We start from the raw sequence: 24092 nt of genomic DNA on the forward strand, positions 1-24092 counted from the left end.
GCCCCCAGCTTCAACCGGATTGCTACGACAACCCGGTGGTGAAGGTCTCTCACCTCACTCGATTCCATGGCGCCTCGTGGCGCACCCACGCGATACGACAAACTCGCGGTCCGCTACGAAGCGACCGTCCTCCTCGCGAGCATTCACGAGTGGTTGTGACCCTCGGCCGTCACTCGGTGGGATCCACGTTCCACAACTCCGGCAAATCGCTGCCGCAGACGACGCGGACGAAGTCCTTCCCGCGCACGAGTTGTGCTCCTGGCAGCCAGGGCACCGGCGGAACACCACCTCGTGGGTGAAGCCGGAGGGCTCTGTCGGCGGGCGACACCGTGCGGATCTACCGCTCGATCCTGGACAGCGCACCCGGCGCCCTGCGGGACATTGTCATGGGTGGCCTCCACGCCTCCACCCGGTGCGGCGTCGACGGTTTCGACCAGTGGTTCGGCATCCCGGCCTCGTTCCAGCAGCCGTGGGCGATCAAGCAGGGCCGGTCCGGCTTCGGCGAGAGCGGCGACTGCGCCGGCACGACGGCCTCGGCTGCCGGCCGACGGATCACGACCGCACCCGGCGCGAGGTTCGACCTCGCCCGGCCCGCACTGCACACCACGGGAACCGTGGGCGCGGGTGACCGTTCGATCGTCGCCGTCTTCACCCTGCACCCGCAGGGCACCCCGTTCGGCGCCGCGTACAGCGCCCTCGACACGCTGGTACGTTCACTGAACGTCCCCGGCGCCGTTCCGCGCTCCGGCACGTGGGGCTTCCACGTCCAGGTGCGCGCCGAAACGACCACCAGCTCGCAGGCGCTCACCCGGTTGCCCGCCGGGGCCGACGCGCTGATCGGCTGTCAGAAGCAGGGCGAGGAGGTCATCGTCGGGCAGTAGGCGAACGACTGGTGGGCCTATCTCCCCCTGCACGGCGGCTACATCACCGACATCTACATCAACGACCCGGACAACAGACTGCCCGACGCCCTCGTCTGCTGAGCCCACGGACCCGCAACCACCGGCATCGCGGTTACGGGTCGGGGTGGTCGCGTCGGCGCCATCGTCAGCACACGGGCAGCGGGTCCGTCTCGCTGGAGATGGACGTGTCCTTCATGTAGCCCCACTCCCCGTTGTCGGCTTCGGTGAACACCCACCGGTTCGGGTGCGGTCCGCCGACGTAGGGGCCGTCGTCGCGGCGGCAGCGGAACCAGCTCGGATTGGAGTACATGTACCCGACGACGACATCGGCGTGCGGATATCCGTTGGTCTCCGAGGGCTCGTACACGGCGGCTCCCCGCACGTTGTTGCACCACCACTCGCCGCCGGAGTACCAGCAGCCGGAGGCCGCGGACGAGGACGGCGCCGCCGCCACTGTGAGGGCGGCGGAGAACGCGGCGGTCGCCAGTGCCGTCAGGGCACGCCTGCCGAACTTCATCTCTCTCCCCGTGTGTTGTGGGTGGCCGTCTACCAGCAGGCCGGCAGCGTGTTGGTCTCGCTGCTGACGGCGGTGTCCTTCATCCAGCCCCACTGACCGTTGTCGGCCTCGGTCCACTCCCAGCGGTAGGGGTGTGGTCCGCCCACATATTCCTCGGGCAGACCGCCGTCGTAGCGGCAGTCGAACCAGCTGGGGTTGGAGTACATGTACCCGACGATGCGGCTGGAGTCGGGGTAGGAGCGGGCGAGGTCCTTGTAGCCGTAGACCGGCGCACCCACGCGGTTGTTGCACCACCAGTGGCCGGCGCTGTACCAGCAGCCGGCTGCCGCCGAGGCGCTGGGCGCGGTGGTGGTACCGAGCCCCAGCGCCAGCGCCGTGGCACTGAACAGGGCAGCGAGGGTCTTCCGTGTACGCATGTGAAGTGGCTCCAGGGTGCGTTGCAGAAGTGGACCATGGAAAAGCGGCCGGTGGTGCAGCGCGGCCGTCACCGATCACTGGATGCAGTCGGGGAGCGGGTCCGTCTCGCTGGAGATCGCCGTGTCCTTCATGAAGCCGAGCCGGCCGTTGTCGGCGACCGTCATCTCCCAGCGTGTGGAGTGCGGGCCGCCCACCCACGCCTGGTTGTCCTCCTTGCAGTAGAACCAGCTCGGGTTGGAGTACATGTAGCCGACGACGGTGTTCGGGTCCGGGTAGATGTGGTTGTTCCCGACCGTGCCGTACACCCGCGCGCCGGAGACGTTGTTGCACCACCACTTGGAGCCGTCGTTCCAACACGGGCTGGCGGCAGCTGCAGAGGGCGCGGTCGCCACCGCGACTCCCAGGGTGAGCGCTGTGGCTGCCAACAGGGCGCCCACCCTCCTGGCCTTCGTGTCCCTGCCCGGCCGGTTGTCCTTGCGCATGTGCTCCCCCTCGGTTTCACAGGCTGAGTCCGTTCGTCCGAGTCTGGGGTGGTCGCCGCATTCCGGTCACACCTTTCGACCACGTTCGAAAGGCTCGCCCAGCATCTTCGCGACCTGCTGCGCCCATGGTGAGCTTGTTCTTTTACCTCGGGAGTCGAACCGCGTCCCGAACAGTGTCACTCAACAGGGAGTTCGCCGGACGGTCGGACGACTCCGCGGAAGCTGTCAGGTCAAACGAGATGGTTTGGGTCGGCGTGTGAACCGCTCGGGAGTGCGGGCGTATGCCGGACCAGGTGTTCGCGCAGAACAGGGCGTGGTCCGCTACATGACTCTTCATACGGTTCTCGGCGATCTCCCGGACGTCCTTCTCGGCCGGCCTCGGATGCCGGCCAGTCCAGTGGCTGGCCGCGAAATGCGCGTCCAACAGCTTGTGGGAGAAGGGCTGTTCGTCGGGCGCGTCCGGGGCGAGCAGCCCCGAGCCGTAGAGATGGGCCCGGACCAGCTCGCTCCACCCGGCCCGGGAGGAGGCGGTGCGTTCGCGGTCCAGCATTCTGTCGATCAGGTCGTCCAGCGTCAGCGGCACTTGGCCAGCGTGTCCTCCAGCGGATCGCGCTGCTGGCCGTCGTGTACCTCGTCGACCGCGTCCACCAGGACGAGGTACTTGCGTGCGGGGAATGGCGGCTTCTTGAAGGCGCTCGTCAACGGGTTCTTGCTGGTGCGGCCGGGCCGCAGGGCCGGCGCGTGCCGCTGTTCAGCCACGTCCCGGGCGACCGCCCGCAGCAGGCTCGACTTCCCGGTGCCCGTTCCGCCGACGATGTGCGCGCCGCGCGCGAGGGCTGCCGGTTCCACCGGTACGCACCGGGTGCCGTGCGTCTCGGCGCCGTGCCCGGGCTTGGCCCGCACCGGTACGTGGATGTCGCCCATGCGGGGTGCGGCGCCGCGGCTGCGCGGCGAGGTGGCCAGCGCGTCGAGGTAACCGCTGTGCTCAGTGGCTTCTCGGGCTTCTCGCACCAGCGTCCGCTCAGGCGGTACCGAGGGCGCCGGTAACCGCGTCAAAGAAGCCAGTTTCGTGGTGTGTTCGGAGACGATGGCCAACTCGCGGGGCGGCCGGCAGCGTTCCCCGTCGCCGCTGCCCAGCAGTTCGAGCCCGGCCACCATGGGAGGCGGCTGCGGTCGGCGTGTCACCGGCCGATCCGCCCATCGGTGCCGATGCGTGCGGGTGTTGCCCTCCGAGGAGCGCTGCGAACTCCGTCGACAGCGCCATGGTCACCATCATCTCCCTTGCCGCAAGGGCGAGTTGGTGTGCGCTGGATGTCACAGGTATCTGACGCCCCGCTCCGCGCTGCCGACCAGGAAGCCGGAGAGGCGGGCGCCGTAGCGGATCCAGCGGCGGCGCAGGGTCGGGGAGCGGGCGAGGTCGGGGGTGTGCAGGAGGAGCCAGGACCAGTTCGTGAGGACCGTCCGAGTGTCGCGGCGCTCGAAGCCGGCGTGGTGGTAGGCGGCGTACAGGCGGGCGCCGGACCTGCCGTAGTTCCACTTCTGCCGGGCCAGGGCGGTGAGTTCGGTGCGCAGCCGGTAGTGCATGCGGGCGTCGTGTGCGTAGCCGACCCGGTAGCCGCAGAGGTGGGCCCGCCAGGACAGGTCCATGTCCTCGCCGCCGCCCCGGTAGTTCTCGTCCCAGCCGCCGATCGTCGTCAACACGTCTTTCCAGGCGGCGCAGTTGGCACCTCGCGCGAAGGGCAGAAAGTCCGTCTGCTCGGTCATCGGCACCGGCTGCTCGTCTGAGTACATGGGGCTGAGCACGCTGCTGTCCAGGCTGCCGCCGATCAGGTCGGCGTCCGGGGCCGCCTCGACCAGCGCGGCGAGCCAGCCGGGGTCGGCGACGTCGTCCGCGTCGCAGAAGGCGATGAAGTCGCCGTGGGCGGCGGCGATTCCGCGGTTGCGGGCGTAGCTCTCGCCGGGGCGCTCGTGGGCGTCGACGATCCGGAGGTTGGGCAGGTCGGGGCGCGCCTTCTCGGCCACCTCGCGGGTCGCGTCGGTCGATCCGTTGTCGACGACGAGGACCTCCCACGGGGCGGTGCGGGTCTGGGACGCCAGGGCGCGCAACTGTGCCGGGAGCGTGAGCGCGCCGTTGCGGACGGGGATGACGACGGAGACGAGGTCCGGGGCGCGTCCGCGTCCGGGCGTGTCCACGGAGGGCGCGTCGACGCGGGCGGTGAGGTGTGTGTCCCGTACAAGGGCGGCACCCGCGGCCCGGGTGGCGGACACGGTGGCGGGGCTGTCGTCGCTCCTGCGTCGCACCAGCAGTCGCGGCACGGTGACCCGCGTGGCCGTACGCCCGCTCGTACCCAGCAGATCGCGTCGTACGGCGTAGGCGGTGCCGTCGAGACCGGGCGCCAGGGCGATGCCCTCGACCAAGGCGTCCGCCCGCAGCCGGAGGGTGCCGCACTGGACAAGGCCGACATCGTCGTGGGCCGCGCGGGCCAGGTGGCGCAGCCAGTCCGGGACGGCCTCGTCACGGCCGTGGAGGAAGGCGACGTAGGGAGTCCGGAGGGCGCGCGCGGCCTCGATGCAGGCCTCGGCGGCGGTCTCGGGCGTGCAGGGAACGAAGTGCGGCCGTGGATCCGGCGGTGGGGCCGCCGGGGTGACCACCGTGATCGCGGCGGGCGGCACGGACTGGCGCGACAGGCTGTCCACCGCGGGTTCCCATTCGCCCTCGGGTGCCGCGACGATCACACCGATTCCGGGCAGGGGCGCTTCCACGTTCGCCACCCGTCACCCGCCCACCGCGACCGGGTCCAGCGTGAAGTCGATGTCGTTGGGCGGCGCGACCAGCAGGGGCAGCAGTTCCTCGCGGGTCGTCGCGTTCCGGCGGCGGCGCTCCTGGGCGTTCATGGCCTGTGTGTAGGAGAGGCGTTCGGCGGATCCGAAGCCCGTCCCGGGAGCCTGGGTCAGCGACTGCGGCCAGATGCGGTAGCGGTAGAGGACACGGCGCACACTGCGCAACCGGTACAGCCGGGCCGCCCGGAGGTGGAAGTCGGTGTCCGCCCCCAGCCGGACCGTGCCGTCGAAGCCGCCGAGCCGTTCCAGCACCTCACGGCGTACGACGGACGACGGGTGCAGCACCACCGTCGAACGGCCCAGACGCATCCACAGGTTGCCGTTGCGGGGCATCCGGCGGTGGCCCGTGCTGTGGCCCGCGGCGTTGATGTACTCGTAGGCACAGCCCACGAGGTCGGCCTTGTTCCGTTCCAGCAGGGCGAGTTGATGGCGCAGGCGGCCCGGCAGACTGATGTCGTCGGCGTCCTGGAAGGCGATGTAGGGGGTGTCCGCGTCCTGCAGGACCTTGTTCTTGATGCGCAGATGGCCGACGTTCTCGGAGGTGCGCAGGACGGTCAGCCGCGGGTCGCCGGCGTACGGACGCAGCGCGGCCGTCCACGTGTCGTCGGGGGAGCAGTCGTCGACCACGACCAGGCGCAGGTCGGGCCGGTCCTGGGCGAGGACCGAGGCCGCCGCGATGCCCAGGTAGTCCGCGCAGTCGTAGTGCGGCAGGATGACGGTGACCGCCGCCTCCTTGTGGGCCGATGTCCGCACGGCGTCTCCCTTCCGGGCCGCCGCAGCGGGCGGCCGTCCCGTGTCAGCGTCCGGTGTGTGCCGCCGCCGGCCGTGCCTCGGCGGCCGGGCTCATGAAGTCGCCGTCGTCGCCCCACGGCACGTGCCGCAGCGGACGGCCCGTCGCGCCGCGGGCAGCGAGACCCGCGGCGACGCAGCAGAACCACGTCAGGTGTACGGCCTTGACGGTCCACCGCTTCAGTCCCCGGACGGGGCCGCCGCTGTTGTCCCAGGCGGTGAGCGGCCACAGGCCGTGGAACAGCGTGCCGGTGAGGTACGTCCGCGCGGTCGGCCACGGGTAGTCGGCCGCGCAGGTCACATGGCTGTAGAGGGAACGGCGCAGTCGGCGCAGGGTGTCGTAGGTCCCGGAGACCCGGTAGAAGGCGCCCCTGGCGTCCGGCAGTACTTCGAGGTCGTGCAGCGGATCGGCCGCGTCGGGGTCGAGGAGTTCGAAGAGCACATGGCCGTCGTCGGCGAGCCGGCGGACAGGGATGCCGTCGGCGACGACGTCGCCCGCGACGAGCATGCAGGCCGCCGCAGGGTAGGCGCCGGGTGGCACGGTGATGCCGGAGACCCGGTCCATCGTCCGCGCGGCGGCCGTCGCGCGGGGCAGCGCGACCATGTGGGCGCCGACCGCACCGGTGCAGCCGCGTTCGTGGAAGCGGTCGACGAGCCGGGCGAGACAGCCGGGGCCGAACTCGACATCGTCGTCGGTCCACAGCCAGCCGGTGTGCCCGAGCCGCCGGGACAGTTGGAACGCCGTGTTGACCGTGCGGATCTTCCCCCGGCCGGGCAGCGCGAACCCGATGACGGGTACGTCGGGTTGCCCGGCCCCGGTCAGCGCGCGGAGCCGGTCGAGGGCCTCTGCCTGCTCGCCTGGGCCGTACTGCATGCCCAGCCAGACCGTCAGCGGCAGTCCGGGACGGGCTTGGCGTACGTCGGCGAGGGCGTCGAGGAGATGACGGAGCGCGGTCTGATGGGCCGTCAGGCCGCAGCGCGCCACATACGTGGGCAGCAGCACTCCCAGTCCCCCCGCGGGCAGTGCGGTCTCCAGGTTCGCCGGATCGAGCTGGATCTCTCCCGACCTGACCAGCGTCACCGGAGTGTGCGGTGGGGGCGGAGGGTCGAAGCCGCGGGCCACGGCGCGCTGCCACCATGTGCGTCCGCTTCCGGTGCCCCCGAGCATGCGTGTCCCTTCGCTGGCCCGACCCGTGCACCACCCGTTCCTGGCCTCCGTCGGATACCCGCGGACGAAGGGGAATTCGCTGTCGAGACGCCTGCCGCGCAATGTGTGGACTGTCCCGATTTTGACGCGGCGTACTCTAACCGGCGTCGCGAAGTGATCACAAGGCGGCGGTTCTATTTCGAGTCGATGGCCGGGATGTCGACGTTCCGTCTGTACCGGTTCGGTGAATCCGCCGGACAAGCGGGCGGGAATCGGGCGGTGGTCTGGCTGAATTGCACCGTCGCCATGCGGAGTTCTTCTCGGACTACATCCGGGAAACGGCTGAAAACAGACGGCCGGACTATTCCATTCCACTCCGTCGGTCGGCGGTGCGTGTGGTCGGCCCGCCCGTCTGTGGCAGGCTGACGCCACGGTATTCCGCGCCATTCGTCGCGGGCGGCGGAAGGAAGGTGCGACACATGAGGTATTCCGCACGTGCGGAACAGCAGTTGGGGGAGTGGTCCGGGCCGGCGTCCGGGCGGGACGTCCTGCTGCACGCGCAGGGGATCGTGAAGAGCTACGGCCGCCGCCGCGTCCTGAACGGCGTGGACCTCGCCGTACGCGCGGGCGAGGTCGCGGCGATCGTGGGCAGCAACGGAGCCGGCAAGTCCAGCATGCTCAAGATCTGTGCCGGACTGCTCGCCCCCGACGAGGGCCGGGTGACCATCTCCGGACGTCTTGGCTACTGCCCGCAGAACGCCGGGGTGATGGGCTTCCTCACGCCGCGCGAGCACTTCACGCTGTTCGGCACGGGCCGGGGCATGGGCGGCCGGGACGCCGACCGCCGGGGGCGTGAACTCGCCGCCGGACTCGACTGGTCGGTCGCCCGCGGCACCCTGGCCAAGGACCTCTCGGGCGGTACGCGGCAGAAGCTGAACGTCGTCCTCTCCGCGCTCGGCGACCCGGACGTCCTGCTGCTCGACGAGCCCTACCAGGGCTTCGACCGGGGGTCCTACGTGGACTTCTGGCAGAACGTCTGGGGCTGGCGCGACCAGGGCAAGGCGATCGTCGTCGTGACCCACATGCTCAACCAGCTCGACCAGGTCGACCATGTGCTCGACCTCAGCCCCAGGAAGCCGGAGGCGGCCCGATGATCCGGACCCTACGCATGGCCGAGATGACACTGCGTGAACTGCTGCGTCGGCGTGGTGTGCTGGGGCTGCTCCTCCTCGTGCCGCTGGTGTTCTACCTCGGCCGGCACGACCAGCCCGGCCAGGCCATCCGGTTCGTCAGCCTGGGTGTGGGGTTCGCGGTCAGCACGGCCGCCCTCTTCTCGGCCGTCGGCGGCCGGGAGATCGAGCCCCGGCTCACCCTGTCCGGCTTCCGGCCCCGGCATCTGTACCTCGGCCGCATGCTCGCCCTCCTCACTGCCGGGCTGCTGATCTCCGCGCTGTACGCCGTGGTCGTGATCGTGGACCAGAACGTGGCGAACCCGCGAGGGGTCGCCGTGGAACTGGCACTGACCACCCTGGTGGCGGTCCCGCTCGGACTGCTGCTCGGCCTCGCCGTGCCCCGGGACCTGGAGGGCACCCTGCTGTTGATCTCCGTCATCGGCGCCCAGATGGTGATCGACCCGGCCAAGGACGCGGCCAAGGCACTGCCCTTCTGGTCCACCCGGGAGATCATCACGTACGCCGTCGACGGCGCCGGCAACGGTTCCCTCGCCTCGGGCGCGACGCATGCCGCCGTGGTCACCGCGCTGCTGGTCGTGGCGAGCGGCGGTGTCATGACGGTCCGATTGCGGAAGCGGACCCACATGCAATTCGTGTGAATCGGCCGCGGTTCCGTGCGGTACGTCGGGGAAAGGGCCCTGTCTCACCGATACGAACGCGTGTAGGGTTGTCCAATCGCCCTGCCGACGCGGTGTTCACGTGTCGGAACGGTGGCCCGGCTCGTCGCCTCTCCCCAGAAAGGAGAGTTCGTGAACGGTGCACAGCGATTACTCTTCGGTGAATCCGCGGAACAAGCCCTTGCGAGGGGAACGGAATTCCTCCGGACCGCACGTGACGCGGACGGCTGGTGGAACGACTACGAAGTCCGTGGCCCAGGCCAGTTCTGGGCCACCGCCTTTGTCGGGGCCTCACTCGCGGAATTGTCCCAGGGCCCCGGCCGATCGGCCGCCGAGTCCGCCTGGGAACTGCTGAGACAGGCCCGTGGTCCGTCCGACGGCTGGGGCTACGGCCCCCAGGTCCCGGGCGACGCCGACATCACCTCCTGGGTCCTGCGACTGGCCGAGGCGCTGGGCGCCGAGGACGACCCCCGCGCGGAGGAGGGATACCGCTTCGTCGCCGCGCACCTCCAGGAGGACGGCGGCATCTCCAGCTACCTGCCGCAGTTCGCCGCACCGTTCCTCGACCGGGTGGCCCCCCGCTGGGACGCCTGGTACGCCAGCCACGCGTGTGTGACCACGGCCGCTGCCGGACTGCGTCATCTCCCCGTGCACGAGCGGCTGTTGGCGAGACTCCGGGAGATCCGGCGGCCGGACGGATCGTGGCCCGCCTACTGGTGGCCGGACCGCGAGTACCCGACCGCGCTGGCTGCCGAGGCGCTCACCGCCGACTCCCCGGCCGGGGACCGCCCCGAGGCGCGGGCCGCCGCCCGCTGGGCCGCCGCAAGGATCGGCGCGGACGGTGCCGTACGCACGGAGTGGGAGCCGGAGGGCTCCGCCTTCGCCACCGCCTTCGCCCTGCGCGCCGTGCTGGCGGGCGAGAGGCCCGAGGACCGTGACACCGTCCGCCGGGCGGTCTCCTATCTGGTCGACTCCCAGGAGCAGGAAGGCAGTTGGCGGCCGTCCGCATGGTGCCGCGTGCCCGGCCCCATGGAGTTCGACCCCGATGCACGTGCGCACTGGAAACGCGGACAGCGTGGCAAGGCCGCGCTGGGTTCCGTCGTCCTGGACATGAAAGCGCTCTACACCACTGCGTCCGTCGTGGCCGCACTGGCCAGGACGAGCACCGTGACCGTGACGTCAGTGGCGGCCGAGTCGAGCCGTGCGCATCCCGCATGACGGCGTGCAGCGCACCACGACCGGACAACGAGGGGGAACGCAGGTGAACACGTCACCGCAGTTGGTCCAGGGCACGGAAGTTCCGGCCGCACCGGCCCTGTTAGGTCCCGGAGCCGTCCTCGGACGGCTCCGGGACCATGAACGGGGACCCGTGCACATCATCGACCCGTTCAAGGTGCCGCAGGCCGAGGCCGTCGAGAAGGCGAAGATGCTCGACGAACTCGACTGTCCCGCCCTCATCCTCGCCAGCACCGACTACGAGTCGTTCGAGTCCCGGATGGACCCGTACGTGATGGCCATCAAGCAGGTCAGCTCACTGCCGGTACTGCTGCACTTCCCGCCGCGCAAGGGCGTCGGCTTCCCGGTGGCCCGGGGAGCCGACGCCGTCATCCTGCCCGCGCTGCTCGGCTCGTGCGACGACTACTACGTGTGGAAGAGCTACCTGGAGACCCTGGTCAACCTGCCCGGCCGGGGCGCCCGCGAGGACTGGCCGGAACTTCTGCTCACCGTCGCCCTCACCTTCGGCGAGGACCACAAGACCGGGGACCTGCTCGGCACGGTCCCGGTGGCCACCGCCGGCACCGAGCAGATCGACCAGTACATCGCGGTCACCCGCAGCTTCGGCTTCCACATGGTGTACCTGTACTCCCGCTACTCACAGGTCCCCACCGACGTGGTCCGGCACTTCCGACGGCATCTCGATCCCGACCAGATCCTGTTCGTCAGCGGCAACGTCCGCCGGCGGGAGCACGTCACCGCGTTCTTGGAGGCGGGCGCCGACTACGTGGGCTACGCCGGGGCGCTGGAACACGACGACTGGCGGTCCACCCTCGCCGAGATATCCGGGGACCGGACGTGACCGCGGCACTGCCCGCGGCCTACACCACGTCCATGCTGGTCACCGAGTCCGCCAATCGCGACCACGTCACCGACTTCGTCGCCCGCAACGGCGGCTCGCCCGAACTCGTCGCCCATACCGCCGCGTTGCGCCTGTACCTGAGGGTGCCGCACTTCCTCACCGAGTGGGTCACCGAACCGCGGCGGCGCATCGCGGTGGCCCGGGCGCTGGCCATGGACATCGTGGCCATGAAACTGCTCGACGACCTCATGGACGACGACACCGGGCTCGACCGCGTCGAACTCGCCTGTCTGTGCCTGCACCTGCACCTGACGGCCCTGCACGAGATGTGCGCGCTCGCCGCGGACGCCCGTGCCGTGACCGATGTGCTCGAACACGACTTCACCGAGGTCTGCACCGGCCAGATACGCACCAAGAGCCACCGCGCGGAGAACCTCGACGAGTGGTGCGTCAACGCCAGCACCTACGGCGCCACCTTTCTGGGCTGCTACGGCTCGCTCTCCGCGATCTGCGGCCGACAAGAGGAGTCCGTCGAGCCCGCGCGGCGGTTCGCCGAGGCCTTCGGCACGATCATCACCATCGCCGACGACCTGACGGACTACGACCGCAACGGCGAGCGGGAGGGGAACCTCGCCCATCTGATGCGCACCGGGGCGGTACCCCCACGGGACGTCGAGGCCCTGCTGGAGCGGCTGCGGGCGCAGGCGCTCGACGCGGTCCGGGAGCAGCCGGCCTCCTCGGGGCTGGTCCCCGTCGTCGGCCTGTACACCGACGACGTACTTGACCGGCTGCTGCCCCTGCACGTGCTGCACTGACCGCCCAACGACGTGATGGCCTACCGGGGTTCGTTCCGGTAGGCCATCACGTCGTCGAATACGAACAGGTCCACCGCGCTGCGCGCGAAGTCGTCCAGCACGTGTTCGGCGGTGTGCGCGATGGCCTTCCCGGGCCCGTTGAGGGACGTGTTGATCAGCGCCGGGACACCGGTGTGCGCCTCGAAGGCGCCGAGCAGCCCGTGCAGCAGCGGTTGGTCGGCGCCCAGGGTCTGGATCCGGCAGGTCCCGTTGATGTGCCGGGCCTCCGGCGCGGTGCCCTCCGGTAGCTGGTACTCGAAGAGCATGTACGGAGACGTCCGGCTGCCCGGGTAGAGCTCGGCGAAGCGCTCGTCGCGCATCACGGCGCCCAACGGCCGGTACCACTCCCGCTGTTTGAGGTCCTCACTCATCCGCTTGCGCATGCCGGACACATCCGGGTTGCCCAGCAGCGAGCGGTGCCCGAGCGCGCGCGGCCCGAGTTCGGCGGCTCCCTCCGTCAGGGCCACGACACCGCCGTCCGCGAGCAGTCGGGCAGTCGACCCGGCGTCGTACGGCACGGCCTTGAGTCCTGCCGTTTCCAGGGCGGCGAGGACGTCGGCGCGGGGCTCGCCGGTGCCGTTGGCGTACACGCTGAGCGGTTCGGGCCGTTGGCCCAGGACGTAGGTGAGGGCGTAGATCCCGGCGCCCGCCAGGTGTCCCGCGTCACCGCAGGCCGGCGGGATGGCGAGGTCGCGGCCGAAGGCCTCGCGCAGCGCCGAGTTGGCGACGATGTTCAGGGCGCAACCGCCGCCGAGGGCGATCGGTCCCACGCCCGTGGCGGTGCGTGTCACGTGTTGGTCGAGCACGGCGTGCACGGCTTCGGTGAACAGTTCCTGGAAGGTGGCCACGACGTGGGCCGCCGTGTCGAACTCGGGCCGCTCCACCAGTTCGGCGCGCACCCGCTCGGCCAGGTCCAGATCGTGCATCACCCGAGGATCCACCGCCCGCAGCTGCTCCCGTATGCGGGTGTCCGGCGCTCCGTAACCGCCGAGCGCCATCACCTTGCCGGTGACGCTGGGACTCCTGCCGAAGCCCAGGAGGTGACCGAGCGCAGTCCAGCCGAAGCCGTTGCCGTACCAGGGCAGCGGGTCCTTCGCGATCCACTCCAGGCGGTCCTGCTCGACCCGGAACAGGGAGCTGCGGGTGAGTTGTCCGCGGCCCTCGTTGACCAGGACGACGGTGCCGTCCTCGTGCCCTGCGTAATGGGCGGCGAGGGCGGCGTGCGAGACCTCGTGGGTGACGACCACGCAGTCCACGGTCCGGCCGAGGAGGTCGCAGGTAGTCCGGTGGTGGGGCGCCCCGGCGTTGATCCGCTCCATCGCCCGATCCAGGTCGGGGATCCGCAACAGGGCGCTGCGGACCGGGGTGCTGACCGCCACCAGGTCGATCCCGTCGACGTCGACGGACTCCTGAGACAGCACGTGTTCGAGCGCGATGTCGCTGCGGTGGTCGTGCTTGACACGGGTGAGCCGCTCGGTCTCGACGGCGAAGACCAGCCGCCCGTCCTCGAAGTAGCCGACGCCGGTGTCGTGGCCGGCGGAGTGGAGAGACAGTACCTTCATCAGTACTCCTGGTCAGCGGGTGTGAGGGGGTGGACGGCCGAGTACGCGGCCCACTCGACGGCACGCAGCGGCCGACCGGCCAGCCCGCGCAGGTACAGCTCCGCTCCCACCGCCGCGAACCACGCGAAGTAGACCCACTTGACCAGTGCCTTCTGGACACCGAGCCGCCGTCCACGAGAGGCGTCGAAGCCGGTCAGCGGCCACAGACCGGCGAACAGCACATGGCGGAAGTAGTGGCGGACCACGGGCAGCGGCCAATCGGCCAGGTCGACGAGGTGGTTGAGGAGGATCCGGCGGATCCGGCGGCGGGTCTCGCCCGCGGGACCGGCGACGTGGTAGTGGCAGCGGGCGTCCGGTACGAGGCGCAGCCAGGCCAGTGGGTCGGGCAGGCCGGGATCGAGGAGCCGGAAGCACACGTAGCCGTCGTCCGAGACGTAGCGGCCGGGCAGGCCGCCGGACAGGACGTCGGTGGCCACCAGGATGCAGCAGCCGTGCGGGTAGTTGGTCGCGGGCGCCGCGATGGCCTTGGCGCGGGCCAGCAGACGCGAGGTGGCGAACGCCTTGGTGTGCGGGATCTTCGTGGCGCCCACCGCGCCCCGGCAGCCGGCCGTCAGGAAGTCCCGCGCCAGCCGTGACAGACAGCCCGGTTCCAGGACCACGTCGTCGTCGACCCAGCCGACGCCCGCGCAGCCGAGCAGTTCGGCCACCTCGATCGCGGCGTTGAGCGTGCGAGGCTTGCCGGGACCGGGCAACGAGAGCCCGCACACGGGCAGGTGCGGCAACCGGGCGTGGGCTCGCAGCAGCAGCGCCCGCAGCCGTCGTACGGACTCGGTCTCCTCCTGGGCCGAGGACCACTGCATACCCACGAACAGCACGGCGGGGGCGTCCGGCCGGTCCTCGGTGAGTTCGGCGACGCGGTCCAGCAGGGCGTCGAGGCGCTCCGTCTGTTCGGCGAGGGTGCCTCGGGAGACGTAGGTCGGGGCGATGAGGGCGAGAACCGGGGAGCCGGCGCGCAGGGCGTCGGCGGCGGCCCGGGCGTCGTGGAGCGGGGGAGTGCCGCCCGACGGTCCGTCGGGCAGGAGGTGGCGCACCGGTGACGACCAGGACGGCGGCGGGCAAAAGCCGCGGGCCATGGTGGCGCGGACGTGATGGGTCAGCAACGGTTCGCCGCGCCGCCGGCGGCCGTGGGCCGGCAGGGGGGTGTTGAGGCGGACGGCGGTACCCGGCTGCGGGGAGGCGGCTGGGCGGGCGGTCTCAGAAGTCACGGTCGGTGTTGGAGGTCGACCGGGCCAGGCTGCGCAGACCGTCCAGTGTGTTGCGCCACTGGCCGGTCGAGGCCATGTGGGACAGCAGTGGCCGGGCCATGGAACGGCGCAGGAAGAACGCGCGGTAGGCGGTCTGGGCGCGGCGCTGGGCGTCGGGCACCAGATAGCCGATCCGCGCGTCGAACTCGCCCCGCACGAACCGGTCCCAGTAGTCGGCGGGTATCTGCCCCGCGGCCACGGACTCGGTGTGCAGCGGGGTGCCCGGCAACGGGGTCGCGGTGTAGAAGCTCGCGTAGTCCAGCGGGATGCGGCAGGCGAGGTCGATGGTGGCGCGGAACTGTTCCACGGTCTCGCCGAGCCACCCGACGATGAAGTAGCCGAAGCCCTTGATGCCCGCCTCGTGCGCGGAGGTGACGGCTCCCTCGATCTTCTCGATGTCGCTCTCCTTGCGCATGCGTTTGAGGATCTCCGGGTCGCCGTGTTCGATGCCGAACCGCAGCCGTACGCAGCCCGCCCCGGCCATGGACCTCAGCAGCGGCTCCGGCACCAGGTCCACCCGGGTCGGCGCCTCCCAGCGCACCTTCAGGCCCTGTTCGCCGATCAGCGAGCAGATCTCCCTGACCCGGCCGCGGTGCAGGGTGAACACGTCGTCGTAGAACATGATCTCCTTCACGCCCCACCGGTCCTTCAACTCCGTCATCTCGCCGACGACGTCCTCGGGGGAGCGGTACATCGACTTCTTGTCGACGGCCTGCTTGAAGCAGAAGCTGCACTTGAAGGGGCAGCCCCGGCTGGAGATCATCGTCGCGAACGGGCGCGGAGCCATGATCGAGTAGTAGCTGTTCATCGGCAGACCCTCGCGGGAGGGCCAGCCGACGTCCTCCAGGTTCACCATCGGCGCGGCGCCGCCGTCGTGTTCGCGGGTCACCAGACCGCGGATGCCCTCCGGCTTCTCGCCCTGTTCCAGCGCCTCGGCGAGCTCCGGCATGATCGTGATGCCCTCGCCGACGCCGACGTAGTCGATCGCGTCGTGGAAGAGGTTCTCGTGCGCGTAGACCTCGGTGTGGGGGCCGCCGAGGATGACTTTGGCACCGGTGCTCTTGGCGGCCTGGCAGGCCTCGACGGCGCCGGGCAGGCCGGGGGTGGTGGTGCTGACGCCGACGAGGTCCGGTGCGAAGTCGGCGAGCAGTTGGCGCAGTCCCTCGCTGTCCAGGCCGAGGGCGGGGGTGTCGACCTGGATGACGTTGTGGAAGCCGGCCGACTTGAGGGCGGTGTGGATGTAGCCGAGCCCCAGGTGCGGCAGGACACCGGCCCGCTTCTGTATCTGGGTGATCTGGCGGGTGTTGAGGCACAGGTCGTGGTGGCGGACCAGGGCGATCCGCAGGTTCCGCTTGCGCCAGCGCGGCAGGGCGGGGCGGCCCGGTGCCTCGGCGACAGCCGTCGAGCAGCCGCCCGAGGTGCTCCCCGTGGCCACACCGGTACTGATGACGGGCAGTGTCTTCCGCATGATGTCTCCTCCTTCTGGGATCGTGCGGGCGGTGTTCCCGTCCGGCCTCACGTGGTTCTCCCGGCTGCGAGGGACTCCAGCTGGAGCAGGTAGAGGGCCAGCGGCTGGAGCCGGCTGACGCGCTGCGGCGCTCCCGGTCCGCGCCCGGCGGCGAGCAGCCGGCGCAGGACCTGGTCGTGGCCGTGCCACCAGTCCGGCTCGTTGTGCAGGGTGTGGCCGAGCAGCCGGGCGAGGTACGCCAGCCGGTGCCCGACCAGGACCGGCCCGTGGCGCTGCGGAACGGCCGAGGCGAAGCCCAGCCCGGCGTGCTCCGGGTACGCCTTGTGCAGTGCTTGGTCGTGGAAGGTGCCGTCGATCAGGAAGCGGTGCGGCACCGAGGCGAGGTGGTCGACGAGGGCGTGGTCGAGGTAGGGGGTGTGGATCACCGCGTTGCCGTCGCCGAGGGCGAAGGTGGCCAGGGCGATGGATCGCCGGGTCCGGTTCCAGAAGAAGAACGAGCCGAGCGGGAAGGCGGCGTCGGCGTGCCGGGCCAGTTCCCGCACGAGCCGGGCGAGAGCCCGTTCCCGGCTCCACAGGGTGCGGGTGCGGGGGCCCAGCAGGTACTCGACGCGTGCTCCGGTGCGGCCGGCGGCCAGCAGCCGGTCCGCGAGCCCCGGCAGGTCCGTCACGTCGTACGGGTTCTTCCTGATCAGTTCGATGCTGGGGTTCTGCACCAGTTCGCCGCCACCGACCCCGTCGTACCAGAGGGCGCTGTTGCGGCGTAGGAAGGCCCGCAGGGACAGGGTCCAGGCGCCGTTCAAAGTGCCCATGCCCTGGGCCGGGTTGGCGACGCGTTCCGCGTGGAACTCCGAGCGCGGCGGGGCGAGGGTGCGGTGCGGCAGGCCGAGGCGTTCGGCGAGAGCGGCGGCGACCCGGGCGTCGGCGCCGGGGTCGGGCGGGAACTTCGCGCTGCTGACGCACAGCCTCGGTGGGGCGCCCTGACGGCAGAGCTCCAGCAGGATGTGCCGGGAGTCCCGGCCTCCGCTCAGCGGGAGGATGTACGACTCCGCGGGCAGTCGGCGGGCCACGGCGGCGCGGAACAACTCGACGAAGCCGTCCACTGCCTGTGTCCGGGACAGGTTCGCGGGGCCCGGCACAGGGAGTGCGGGCGAGTGGATCTCGGGCCCGTCGGGGGTCCACGTCAGGGTGGCGGCGGGCGCCAGCGCGCGGATCGCGGCGAAGGCGGTGTCCTCGCCGAGGAAGAATCCCAGCCGGATGAAGACGGCCAGCGCGTCGTGGTCGAGTTCGGCGGTCTCGCCGGGTCGGAGCAGGGCGAGCGGATCGGGGGAGAGCGTCAGGGAGCCGGCGTCGGCGCGGTAGTACAACGGGTGTATGCCGTAGCGGTCGTTGCGGGCGAGGAGGCGTTCGCCGTCCCACGTCCAGGCGGCGAAGATCCCTTCGGGCGGCGGCCCCTCTGCGAGGGGGTCCCCGCCGAACGTGTGTCCGATCCGGGCTTCCTTGTCGCCCTCGGCCCGGACCCCGTCGGGCGTGGCGACGAGCCTGATCCGGGGCTTCACCGAGGCTCCAGCAGGGGCCCTACGGCGGCGCCGATCCGGCGGGCCACCGCGTCCTGGTCGAGTACGGACTCGGCGAAACCGATCGCGGCCTTCTTGTGCAGCTCGATCGCCGACGGGCGGGTCAGCCAGTCGTCAACGGTACGGAACAGGTCCTCTGGTGTGGCACACGCCCGGCCGAGGTTCTGCTCGTGGATCAGGCCCGGCACCCATTGCTCCATCGGCAGCCCCGACTCCAGCATCAGCACGGGGATCCCGAAGTAGGCGGCTTCCAGGGTGGTGTTGGGACCGGCCTTCGAGACGAGGAGTCCGTACGGCGACCTGGACGCGCGGTCGATGTAGTCGAAGTACTCGGCCTGGGTGAGCCGGCTGTGGAACCGCCAGTGCGCGAGCCGTGAGGCACCGGCGGCGGCGCGGCGGGCGAGGTCGGGGTCGTCGTAGCCGACGAACACCAGGTCGGTGTCCGGGTGGTGGGCGGCGATGTGGTGCACCAGCTCCAGATAGACGTCTCCGCCACGGTTGCAGAAGACGATCAGACGGGGGCGGCCGGAGTCGGTGTCCCCGCCCCAGGGGCCGGCCGCCGGAGCGGCGGACTCGCTGGTCATGAAGTCCCGCAGGTCGTGTTGGGCGACCAGGGGTCCCACCACCCGCACCCGGTCCGGGGCGCCGCCCGTCTGCGCGAGCAGGTGTTCCTTCGCCCAGGGGAAGCCGACCAGGGTCAGATCGGGATACGGACTGCGGTGCAGCGGCAGCTGCAGGAGCCCCGGGTTGGTGACATGGCTGACCACCCGGGTGGGCAGCCCCGCCAGCCGTACGGCGGCCACGCACAGTCGTGCGACGAAGCCCTTCGTGCCGACCACCACGTCGGGGGCGTTGGTGGCCAAGTGGGCGGTGAGGGGGGCCAGTTCGGCGATCTGCTGCGGGGTGGGATCGGTCTCGAAGCCGGTGGGGAAACGTTCCTGGAGACGGGCCATCAGGCCCATGTAGCGGCGGGTGCGCACGGTCGCGTCCGGGCTCTCCAGGGAGATGGTGCGGATCTCGGCACCGGCTTCGCCCAGCCAGGGCAGGATCGGTTCCGCCTCCAGCAGGGTTACTTCCGCGTCGACGGCGCCGCGTAGCACCCGGGAGAACCGGGTGGCGGCGAGGTAGTTGCCGAACTCCCCCCAGGTCCGGGGGGACAACAACTGGATGTGCGGGCGGTCAGGGCGCACGGCGGGACTCCTCGGTGAGGTCGAGGCATGCGGGGGAGAGGGTGTGGGTGGACAGCGTCTGGTACCACAGCTGGTAGGTCAGGAGCGCCCACAGCTTGCGCGAGGTGTCGCGGCGACCGCTGAGGTGGTCGTCGACCAGCAGTTGTACGGCGCGTGCGCCGAACAGCCCGCCTCGGTCCAGCGCGGGCGCGGAGAGGGTGTCCAGCAGCAGCGGGCGCAGCTCGTGGCGCAGCAGAGCGGCCAGCGGGGCCCGGAAGCCCAGCTTGGTGCGCCGCACGATGTCCGTCGGCAGCCAGTCGGCGGCGACCCGGCGCAGCAGGTGCTTGCCGGTGAATCGACGCAGTTTCAGCGCGGTGGGCAGCGTGTTGACGTACTCGACGAGGTCCAGGTCGAGGAAGGGAGCGCGCAGTTCCAGCGCGCTGCGCATGCCGCCCCGGTCGGTCTTGGTGAGGATCACGTCGCGCAGGAAGTGGGTGACGACGGCGAGTTGGCTGCGTTGCACGCCGGTCAGGCCCGGCTGGCCGTCCAGGAGCCGGGAGATCTCGGCGAAGGGGTCGTGACCGGTCAGGGCCGCACGGGCGTCCGGCCTTAGCAGGCCGGGCAGTTCGGCAGGAACGAAAGGGGCGGTGGACAGGTAGAAGCGGTGCTCGGGCGCCGCGCGCAGGCCGCGCGCCAGCAGGCCGAGGGCCGCGGCGACGGGCAGGTTGCCGGACCGTGTCGGCAGTCCGCGTACGAGGATCCGCACCAGGGCCTCCAGCCGGGGAGCCGGCATCAGCCGCAGCAGCAGCTCGATCGCCCGCTCGGCCTGGAAGTACCGGTAACCGAGCAGCAGTTCGTCGGCGCCGTCCCCGGTCAGTACCCCGCGCACCTGCTGGCGCGCCGCCTGGCAGACGATGCGGGTGGGCAGCAGGGAGGGGTCGGCCAGGGGCTCGTCCGCCCCGGCGTACTCCGACTCCACCACATCGGCGAGGTCACGTCCGCCGATGCGGACGACATGGTGCTCGGTGCCCAGATGCCTGGCGACCGCGCGGGCGTGGGCGCTCTCGTCGAAGTCGGGCTCCTCGAATTCCGCGCTGAACGTCAACACCGGCCGTTGCGGGGAGAGTTGCTGGGCCGCGGCGGCAACCGCGCTGGAGTCGAGCCCCCCGCTCAGCAGCACCCCGAGCCGGCGCTCTGTGCTGGTGACCCGGCGGGCGACCGCGGCCCGGAAAAGCTCTTCGAAGCGTGCGGCGGCCTCCCGTCGGCCTGGCACCGGTGCGCCGGCCGGCGTCAACCGGGGCCGCCAGAACTCCACTTCGCGCAACTCGCCGTCGGAGTGCTCCAGATAGCTGCCGGGGCGGACCTTGTGCACACCGGACACCGCCGAGCCGGGCGCGCAGAACGCCTGGAGCGTCAGATAGCCGGCGAGCGCCCGGACATCCGGGGTGCGCGGGGCGTCTGGATGGCGCAGCAGCGCGGTGAGTTCGGACGCGAAGGCGATCCCGCCGGGGACCCGCGTGTAGTAGAGCGGCTTCTTGCCCATCGGATCGCGGACCAGCACGGTCGTCGCGGTGCGCGCGTCGTGCAGCACGAAGGCATACATGCCGCGCACCTTGTCCAGCACCTTCATGCCGTACCGCTCGTACAGCTCCACGAGCACCTCGGTGTCGCTCCTGGTGCGCAACCTGGCTCCTGCGGCGCGCAGTTCGAGTCGAAGGTCCTCGTGGTTGTAGATCTCCCCGTTGAGGACGAGCGCGGTGGCCCCGCTCGCGGAGACGAACGGTTGTCGGCCCCGGTCGGGGTCGACGAAGGTCAGGGCACAGTGGCCGAAGGTCACACCCCGGTGGTGGCACCAGTTGCTGCCGTCGGGGCCGCGGTGTGCCACCGCGGCCAGCATCCGCCCGGCTGTGGCGCGGGCGGCCTCCTGGCCACCGCTGAGGTCGCTGAATCCCACGAAGCCGCACATACCGGCTACGACCGGCGGGTGGGTGTCATCCCGGCCGACGAGGCGGTCTCGCGCGGCGGTGTCCGGGCGAGCGACTGTCTGGTCCACTCGATCTGCGTGGCCAGCCCGGCGCGCAGATCCGTCCGCGCGGTGAAGCCGAGGTGGTGGAGCGCCCGTCCGGTGTCGGCCGTCGTGGCCCGCACGTCGCCGATGCGTGCCGGACCGTACCGCGCGTCGGGCGTCCTGCCGGTCAACTCGCCGGTCAGTGCGAGCACTTCGTTCATCGACACGGCACGTCCCGTGCCGACGTTCAGGACGCTGCTGCTCCTGTCCGGTGTCGTCGCGGCGAGTGTGAGCGCGCGCACGATGTCCGAGACGTGGACGAAGTCGCGGATCTGGCCGCCGTCGCCGTAGATCTCGATCGGTTTGTTCTCCAGCGTGGCGCGGATGAGCCGGCCGATGAACATGTCCGGGCGCTGGCCGGGGCCGTAGACGGTGAAGAACCGCAGGGCGCTCACCGACAGGGCGGCGTCGCGGCGGGCCTCGAAGGCGAGGGCGAGGCGCTCGGCGGCGAGTTTGGTGACCCCGTAGGGGGACAGCGGGCGGGGGAGGTCGTCCTCGCTCATCGTGCCCTCCGCGCCGCCGTACACGCTGGAGGACGAGGCCATCACCACCCGGGGTACTTCGGCACGGACACAGGCGTCCATCAGACGCTGGGTGGCCAATACGTTGCAGTGGAGATACTCCGGGAATTGTGTCCAGGACGGACGAACGCCCGGCAATGCGGCTAAGTGAAAGACTGTGGCGGCATTTTCAAGACAGGCCGACAGATCGAAGGCGGCGAGGTCGGCGCGGATCCGGTGCAGAGAACCCAGCTCGGCGGACGGCGGGATTTCGCCGGTGACCCAACTCGCTTTCCGGTCGACGCCCACCACGTTCGTGCCGGCGCGCCGCAGCGCCTCGACGAGATGAGAGCCGATGAAACCCGCGGCGCCGGTGACCACTGCTTTTCCCGCGGCCACGACCCCGTTGTGTGCGTCACCCGACATTGAGAATCCCCCTTGGTTCCGTTGGAATCCGGTCGTTCAAGGCGGTGCTCTGCGCTGGTGCCGTCTCCGGCCCTCGGTGCACTGCGGGTACGGGAACTCGACCGACCCGGATGTGCGCGGAAGCCGGCGGTATATGGCCGAGAAGTGCTGGTACGCAGCGATGGCATGCACGGGGGAATTGCCCAGAAGACCCAAGGATCCTAACAGTGCGATGAATCGACAGCAACAGTGTTCTGAAGCATGTTGGCCCGACACTAAGCGGCGGTTCATATTCCGTATGTGTAGGGTCCATTATTGGTCCCTGCACAAGATCTCCGTAAGGAAAGTTCAGCGGCCCCTGCGGCATTCCCAACGTCCCGGGACGGACTTTATGCTGAGGCCTTCCGCAGTCCGGCTCCCGGGGAGGGACGCGTTGGAAGGCAGTCCGTTACGACAACTCTCCGTCCTGTTCCGCTATCTGCGCGGGGAAAAGCCGTCCGTACTGCTCCTCGCGGTACTCGTCCCCCTGGGTGTCGGACTCCAGCTGGTGGCACCGCAGATGCTGCGCCGGTTCATCGACCACACGCTGTCCAGGAGCCCCTCCGGCGTACTGCTCGCGGTCGCCGCCTGGTACCTCCTGGCGGCCTTCGGACTGCTCCTGGTGACCATCGGTTCCGACGCCGTGGGCACGCGGCTCGCCTGGCGCGCCACCAACCGGCTGCGCTCCGACCTGGTGGCCCACTGCCTGCGCCGGCCCTCCCGCTTCTACCAGCGGCACCCGCCCGGCGAACTCGTCGACCGTGTCGACGGAGATGTCACCCGGCTCGCCGCCGTGATGTCCGCACTGGTCCTGGAAGTGCTCGCCCAGATATTGCTGGTCGTCGGCATCCTGGCAGCCCTGCTCCTGCTCGACTGGCGCCTGGCCCTGCTCTTCGCCCCGTTCGCGGCGGGAACTCTCCTGCTGCTGCGCCGACTCGTGGGCCGGGCCATGCCCTTCGTCGCCGCCCGGCAGGCCTCGGCCGCCGAACTCCTGGGCTTCCTTGAGGAACGCCTCGCCGGCGCCGAAGACCTGCGAACCAACGGCGCCGTCGCCCACACCCTGCGCCTTCTGGAGACACGGGAGAGCGACCTGTACCGGCGCGCACGCCACGCCGCGCAGGTCTCCGTGCGCTGGCCCGCCACCGTCCAGGGACTGTCCACCCTCAGCGTGGTCCTCGCCCTGGTCGTCAGCGTATGGTTGCACGGCCGCGGCCAGCTCTCCACCGGCACGGCCTTCGCCTGCCTCTCGTACGCCATGCTCCTGCGCCGCCCGCTGCTGGCCGTCACCACCCGCTTCCACGAACTGGAGGAGGCCGCGGTCAGCGTGCAGCGCCTCCAGGAAGTACTGCGCCAGGGCGACGACGTCGTACACACCGGAACCCGCCACCTGCCCGACGGCCCGCTGGGCGCCCGACTGGACCACGTGTCCTTCTCGTACGACCCCGGTGAACCCGTGCTGCGTGACGTCTCCTTCCGGCTGTGCCCCGGGGAACGGCTCGGCATCGTCGGCCGTACCGGCAGTGGCAAGTCGACCGTCGTACGACTGCTGTTCGGCCTGCACCACCCGGTGACCGGCGCGGTCACCGTAGGCGGCCAGGACGTGGCCGCACTCGACACCCGGGCGCTGCGCGGCCGGGTCGCCCTGGTCACCCAGGAGGTGCAGATCATCCACGCCACGCTCCGCGACAACCTCACCTTCTTCGACCCCTCCGTCGACGACCGCCGGGTGTGTGCCGCGCTGGAGGAGGCCGGACTCACGGACTGGTGGCGCACGCTGCCCAACGGCCTGGACACCGTGCTGGGCGCCGGGGCGCGGGGCATGTCCGCGGGACAGGAACAACTCCTCTCGCTGGCAAGGGTGTTCCTGCGGGACCCGGCTGTGGTCCTGATGGACGAGCCGACCGCCCGGCTCGACCCGCACACCGAGCGGCTGCTCATGCCCGCGATGGAGAGGCTGCTCGAAGGCCGCACCGCCGTCGTCGTCCAGCACCGGCCGCACGCGTTGCGCACCGTGGACCGCATCCTCGTCCTCGACGCGGGGACGGTGGTCGAGCACGGTGAACAGAGCGCGCTCGCGGCCGACCCGACCTCGCACTTCCACGAACTGCTGCGCGTCGGCTGACGGGGG

The 24092-nt window shown here is 70.7% G+C and carries 22 protein-coding genes; 7 read left to right on the plus strand and 15 right to left on the minus strand.

Annotated elements, in window-relative coordinates; translation table 11 throughout:
- Positions 1–329 precede the first annotated feature (329 nt).
- Positions 330–881: a hypothetical protein gene (locus tag ACIQPR_RS47900; protein WP_403663813.1), complete on the plus strand. Its 552-nt coding sequence runs from the start codon at positions 330–332 to the stop codon at positions 879–881.
- 166 nt (positions 882–1047) lie between these two features.
- Here ACIQPR_RS47900 and ACIQPR_RS47905 read toward each other — a convergent pair whose 3' ends face one another.
- The 8 genes from ACIQPR_RS47905 to ACIQPR_RS47940 form a co-directional block, all read right to left on the minus strand.
- Positions 1048–1419, minus strand: a complete 372-nt coding sequence (locus ACIQPR_RS47905) for a hypothetical protein (RefSeq protein WP_403663734.1) — start codon at positions 1417–1419, stop codon at positions 1048–1050.
- A 29-nt stretch (positions 1420–1448) separates the two neighbouring features.
- The gene (locus tag ACIQPR_RS47910) at positions 1449–1835 is read right to left on the minus strand and encodes a hypothetical protein (protein ID WP_403663737.1); all 387 of its coding nucleotides are present in this window, start codon (positions 1833–1835) and stop codon (positions 1449–1451) included.
- Positions 1836–1910: 75 nt separating this feature from the next.
- On the minus strand, positions 1911–2318 hold the full coding sequence (locus ACIQPR_RS47915) for a hypothetical protein (RefSeq protein WP_403663740.1): 408 nt from the start codon (positions 2316–2318) through the stop codon (positions 1911–1913).
- Between the two features lie 142 nt (positions 2319–2460).
- On the minus strand, positions 2461–2901 hold the full coding sequence (locus ACIQPR_RS47920; RefSeq protein ID WP_403663743.1) for a hypothetical protein: 441 nt from the start codon (positions 2899–2901) through the stop codon (positions 2461–2463).
- The gene (locus ACIQPR_RS47925) at positions 2892–3503 is read right to left on the minus strand and encodes a hypothetical protein (protein ID WP_403663746.1); all 612 of its coding nucleotides are present in this window, start codon (positions 3501–3503) and stop codon (positions 2892–2894) included. Before ACIQPR_RS47925 ends, ACIQPR_RS47920 begins: the two co-directional genes overlap by 10 nt.
- A 129-nt stretch (positions 3504–3632) precedes the next feature.
- Positions 3633–5081, minus strand: a complete 1449-nt coding sequence (locus ACIQPR_RS47930) for a glycosyltransferase (protein WP_403663749.1) — start codon at positions 5079–5081, stop codon at positions 3633–3635.
- Between the two features lie 12 nt (positions 5082–5093).
- Positions 5094–5912: a glycosyltransferase family 2 protein gene (locus ACIQPR_RS47935; protein ID WP_403663752.1), complete on the minus strand. Its 819-nt coding sequence runs from the start codon at positions 5910–5912 to the stop codon at positions 5094–5096.
- Between the two features lie 43 nt (positions 5913–5955).
- The gene (locus ACIQPR_RS47940) at positions 5956–7116 is read right to left on the minus strand and encodes a glycosyltransferase family 2 protein (RefSeq protein ID WP_403663755.1); all 1161 of its coding nucleotides are present in this window, start codon (positions 7114–7116) and stop codon (positions 5956–5958) included.
- 458 nt (positions 7117–7574) lie between these two features.
- On the opposite strand from ACIQPR_RS47940, the gene ACIQPR_RS47945 reads away from it, so the two are divergent.
- From ACIQPR_RS47945 to ACIQPR_RS47965, 5 genes are all read left to right on the plus strand, one after another.
- Positions 7575–8249 carry an ABC transporter ATP-binding protein gene (locus ACIQPR_RS47945; protein ID WP_403663758.1) on the plus strand — a complete coding sequence of 225 codons (675 nt, stop codon included), beginning with the start codon at positions 7575–7577 and terminating at the stop codon, positions 8247–8249.
- A 14-nt stretch (positions 8250–8263) separates the two neighbouring features.
- On the plus strand, positions 8264–8926 hold the full coding sequence (locus ACIQPR_RS47950) for a hypothetical protein (RefSeq protein WP_403663761.1): 663 nt from the start codon (positions 8264–8266) through the stop codon (positions 8924–8926).
- A gap of 321 nt (positions 8927–9247) precedes the next feature.
- Positions 9248–10162: a hypothetical protein gene (locus ACIQPR_RS47955; protein ID WP_403663764.1), complete on the plus strand. Its 915-nt coding sequence runs from the start codon at positions 9248–9250 to the stop codon at positions 10160–10162.
- Between the two features lie 151 nt (positions 10163–10313).
- Entirely contained in the window at positions 10314–11021 is a 708-nt protein-coding gene (locus tag ACIQPR_RS47960; protein WP_403663767.1) for a geranylgeranylglyceryl/heptaprenylglyceryl phosphate synthase, read from the plus strand.
- On the plus strand, positions 11018–11836 hold the full coding sequence (locus ACIQPR_RS47965) for a class 1 isoprenoid biosynthesis enzyme (RefSeq protein WP_403663770.1): 819 nt from the start codon (positions 11018–11020) through the stop codon (positions 11834–11836). The genes ACIQPR_RS47960 and ACIQPR_RS47965 overlap by 4 nt, the downstream gene beginning before the upstream one ends.
- Before the next feature lie 20 nt (positions 11837–11856).
- Here ACIQPR_RS47965 and ACIQPR_RS47970 read toward each other — a convergent pair whose 3' ends face one another.
- The 7 genes from ACIQPR_RS47970 to ACIQPR_RS48000 are packed head-to-tail and all read right to left on the minus strand — an operon-like array spanning position 11857 to position 21946.
- Positions 11857–13437, minus strand: a complete 1581-nt coding sequence (locus ACIQPR_RS47970; protein WP_403663773.1) for a carbamoyltransferase C-terminal domain-containing protein — start codon at positions 13435–13437, stop codon at positions 11857–11859.
- Positions 13437–14702, minus strand: coding sequence for a hypothetical protein (locus tag ACIQPR_RS47975; RefSeq protein WP_403663776.1), 1266 nt, complete (start codon positions 14700–14702; stop codon positions 13437–13439). Before ACIQPR_RS47975 ends, ACIQPR_RS47970 begins: the two co-directional genes overlap by 1 nt.
- Positions 14692–16209 carry a B12-binding domain-containing radical SAM protein gene (locus ACIQPR_RS47980; protein WP_403663779.1) on the minus strand — a complete coding sequence of 506 codons (1518 nt, stop codon included), beginning with the start codon at positions 16207–16209 and terminating at the stop codon, positions 14692–14694. The genes ACIQPR_RS47975 and ACIQPR_RS47980 overlap by 11 nt, the downstream gene beginning before the upstream one ends.
- Before the next feature lie 47 nt (positions 16210–16256).
- A complete protein-coding gene (locus ACIQPR_RS47985) occupies positions 16257–17765 on the minus strand; it encodes an asparagine synthetase B family protein (protein WP_403663782.1) in 1509 nt (502 codons plus the stop codon).
- A complete protein-coding gene (locus ACIQPR_RS47990; RefSeq protein ID WP_403663785.1) occupies positions 17762–18973 on the minus strand; it encodes a Moenomycin biosynthesis protein MoeGT1 in 1212 nt (403 codons plus the stop codon). Before ACIQPR_RS47990 ends, ACIQPR_RS47985 begins: the two co-directional genes overlap by 4 nt.
- Entirely contained in the window at positions 18963–20906 is a 1944-nt protein-coding gene (gene asnB, locus ACIQPR_RS47995) for an asparagine synthase (glutamine-hydrolyzing) (protein WP_403663787.1), read from the minus strand. The genes ACIQPR_RS47990 and asnB overlap by 11 nt, the downstream gene beginning before the upstream one ends.
- Positions 20907–20923: 17 nt before the next feature.
- Positions 20924–21946, minus strand: coding sequence for an NAD-dependent epimerase/dehydratase family protein (locus tag ACIQPR_RS48000; RefSeq protein ID WP_403663790.1), 1023 nt, complete (start codon positions 21944–21946; stop codon positions 20924–20926).
- A gap of 412 nt (positions 21947–22358) precedes the next feature.
- Between ACIQPR_RS48000 and ACIQPR_RS48005 the strand changes: the two genes are divergently transcribed.
- Positions 22359–24086, plus strand: a complete 1728-nt coding sequence (locus ACIQPR_RS48005; protein ID WP_403663793.1) for an ABC transporter ATP-binding protein — start codon at positions 22359–22361, stop codon at positions 24084–24086.
- Positions 24087–24092: the final 6 nt, after the last annotated feature.

Source organism: Streptomyces sp. NPDC091280 (assembly GCF_044768565.1).
In the GTDB taxonomy this organism is placed as follows: Bacteria; Actinomycetota; Actinomycetes; order Streptomycetales; family Streptomycetaceae; genus Streptomyces.

Bases quoted from the DNA above. Each gene is read 5' to 3' on its own strand.
- ACIQPR_RS47915 (WP_403663740.1), bottom strand. From the start codon at position 2,318: ATGCGCAAGGACAACCGGCCGGGCAGGGACACGAAGGCCAGGAGGGTG.
- ACIQPR_RS47905 (WP_403663734.1), bottom strand. From the start codon at position 1,419: ATGAAGTTCGGCAGGCGTGCCCTGACGGCACTGGCGACCGCCGCGTTC.
- ACIQPR_RS47945 (WP_403663758.1), top strand. From the start codon at position 7,575: ATGAGGTATTCCGCACGTGCGGAACAGCAGTTGGGGGAGTGGTCCGGG.
- ACIQPR_RS47910 (WP_403663737.1), bottom strand. From the start codon at position 1,835: ATGCGTACACGGAAGACCCTCGCTGCCCTGTTCAGTGCCACGGCGCTG.
- ACIQPR_RS48000 (WP_403663790.1), bottom strand. From the start codon at position 21,946: ATGTCGGGTGACGCACACAACGGGGTCGTGGCCGCGGGAAAAGCAGTG.
- ACIQPR_RS47980 (WP_403663779.1), bottom strand. From the start codon at position 16,209: ATGCGGAAGACACTGCCCGTCATCAGTACCGGTGTGGCCACGGGGAGC.
- ACIQPR_RS47970 (WP_403663773.1), bottom strand. From the start codon at position 13,437: ATGAAGGTACTGTCTCTCCACTCCGCCGGCCACGACACCGGCGTCGGC.
- ACIQPR_RS47940 (WP_403663755.1), bottom strand. From the start codon at position 7,116: ATGCTCGGGGGCACCGGAAGCGGACGCACATGGTGGCAGCGCGCCGTG.
- ACIQPR_RS47950 (WP_403663761.1), top strand. From the start codon at position 8,264: ATGGCCGAGATGACACTGCGTGAACTGCTGCGTCGGCGTGGTGTGCTG.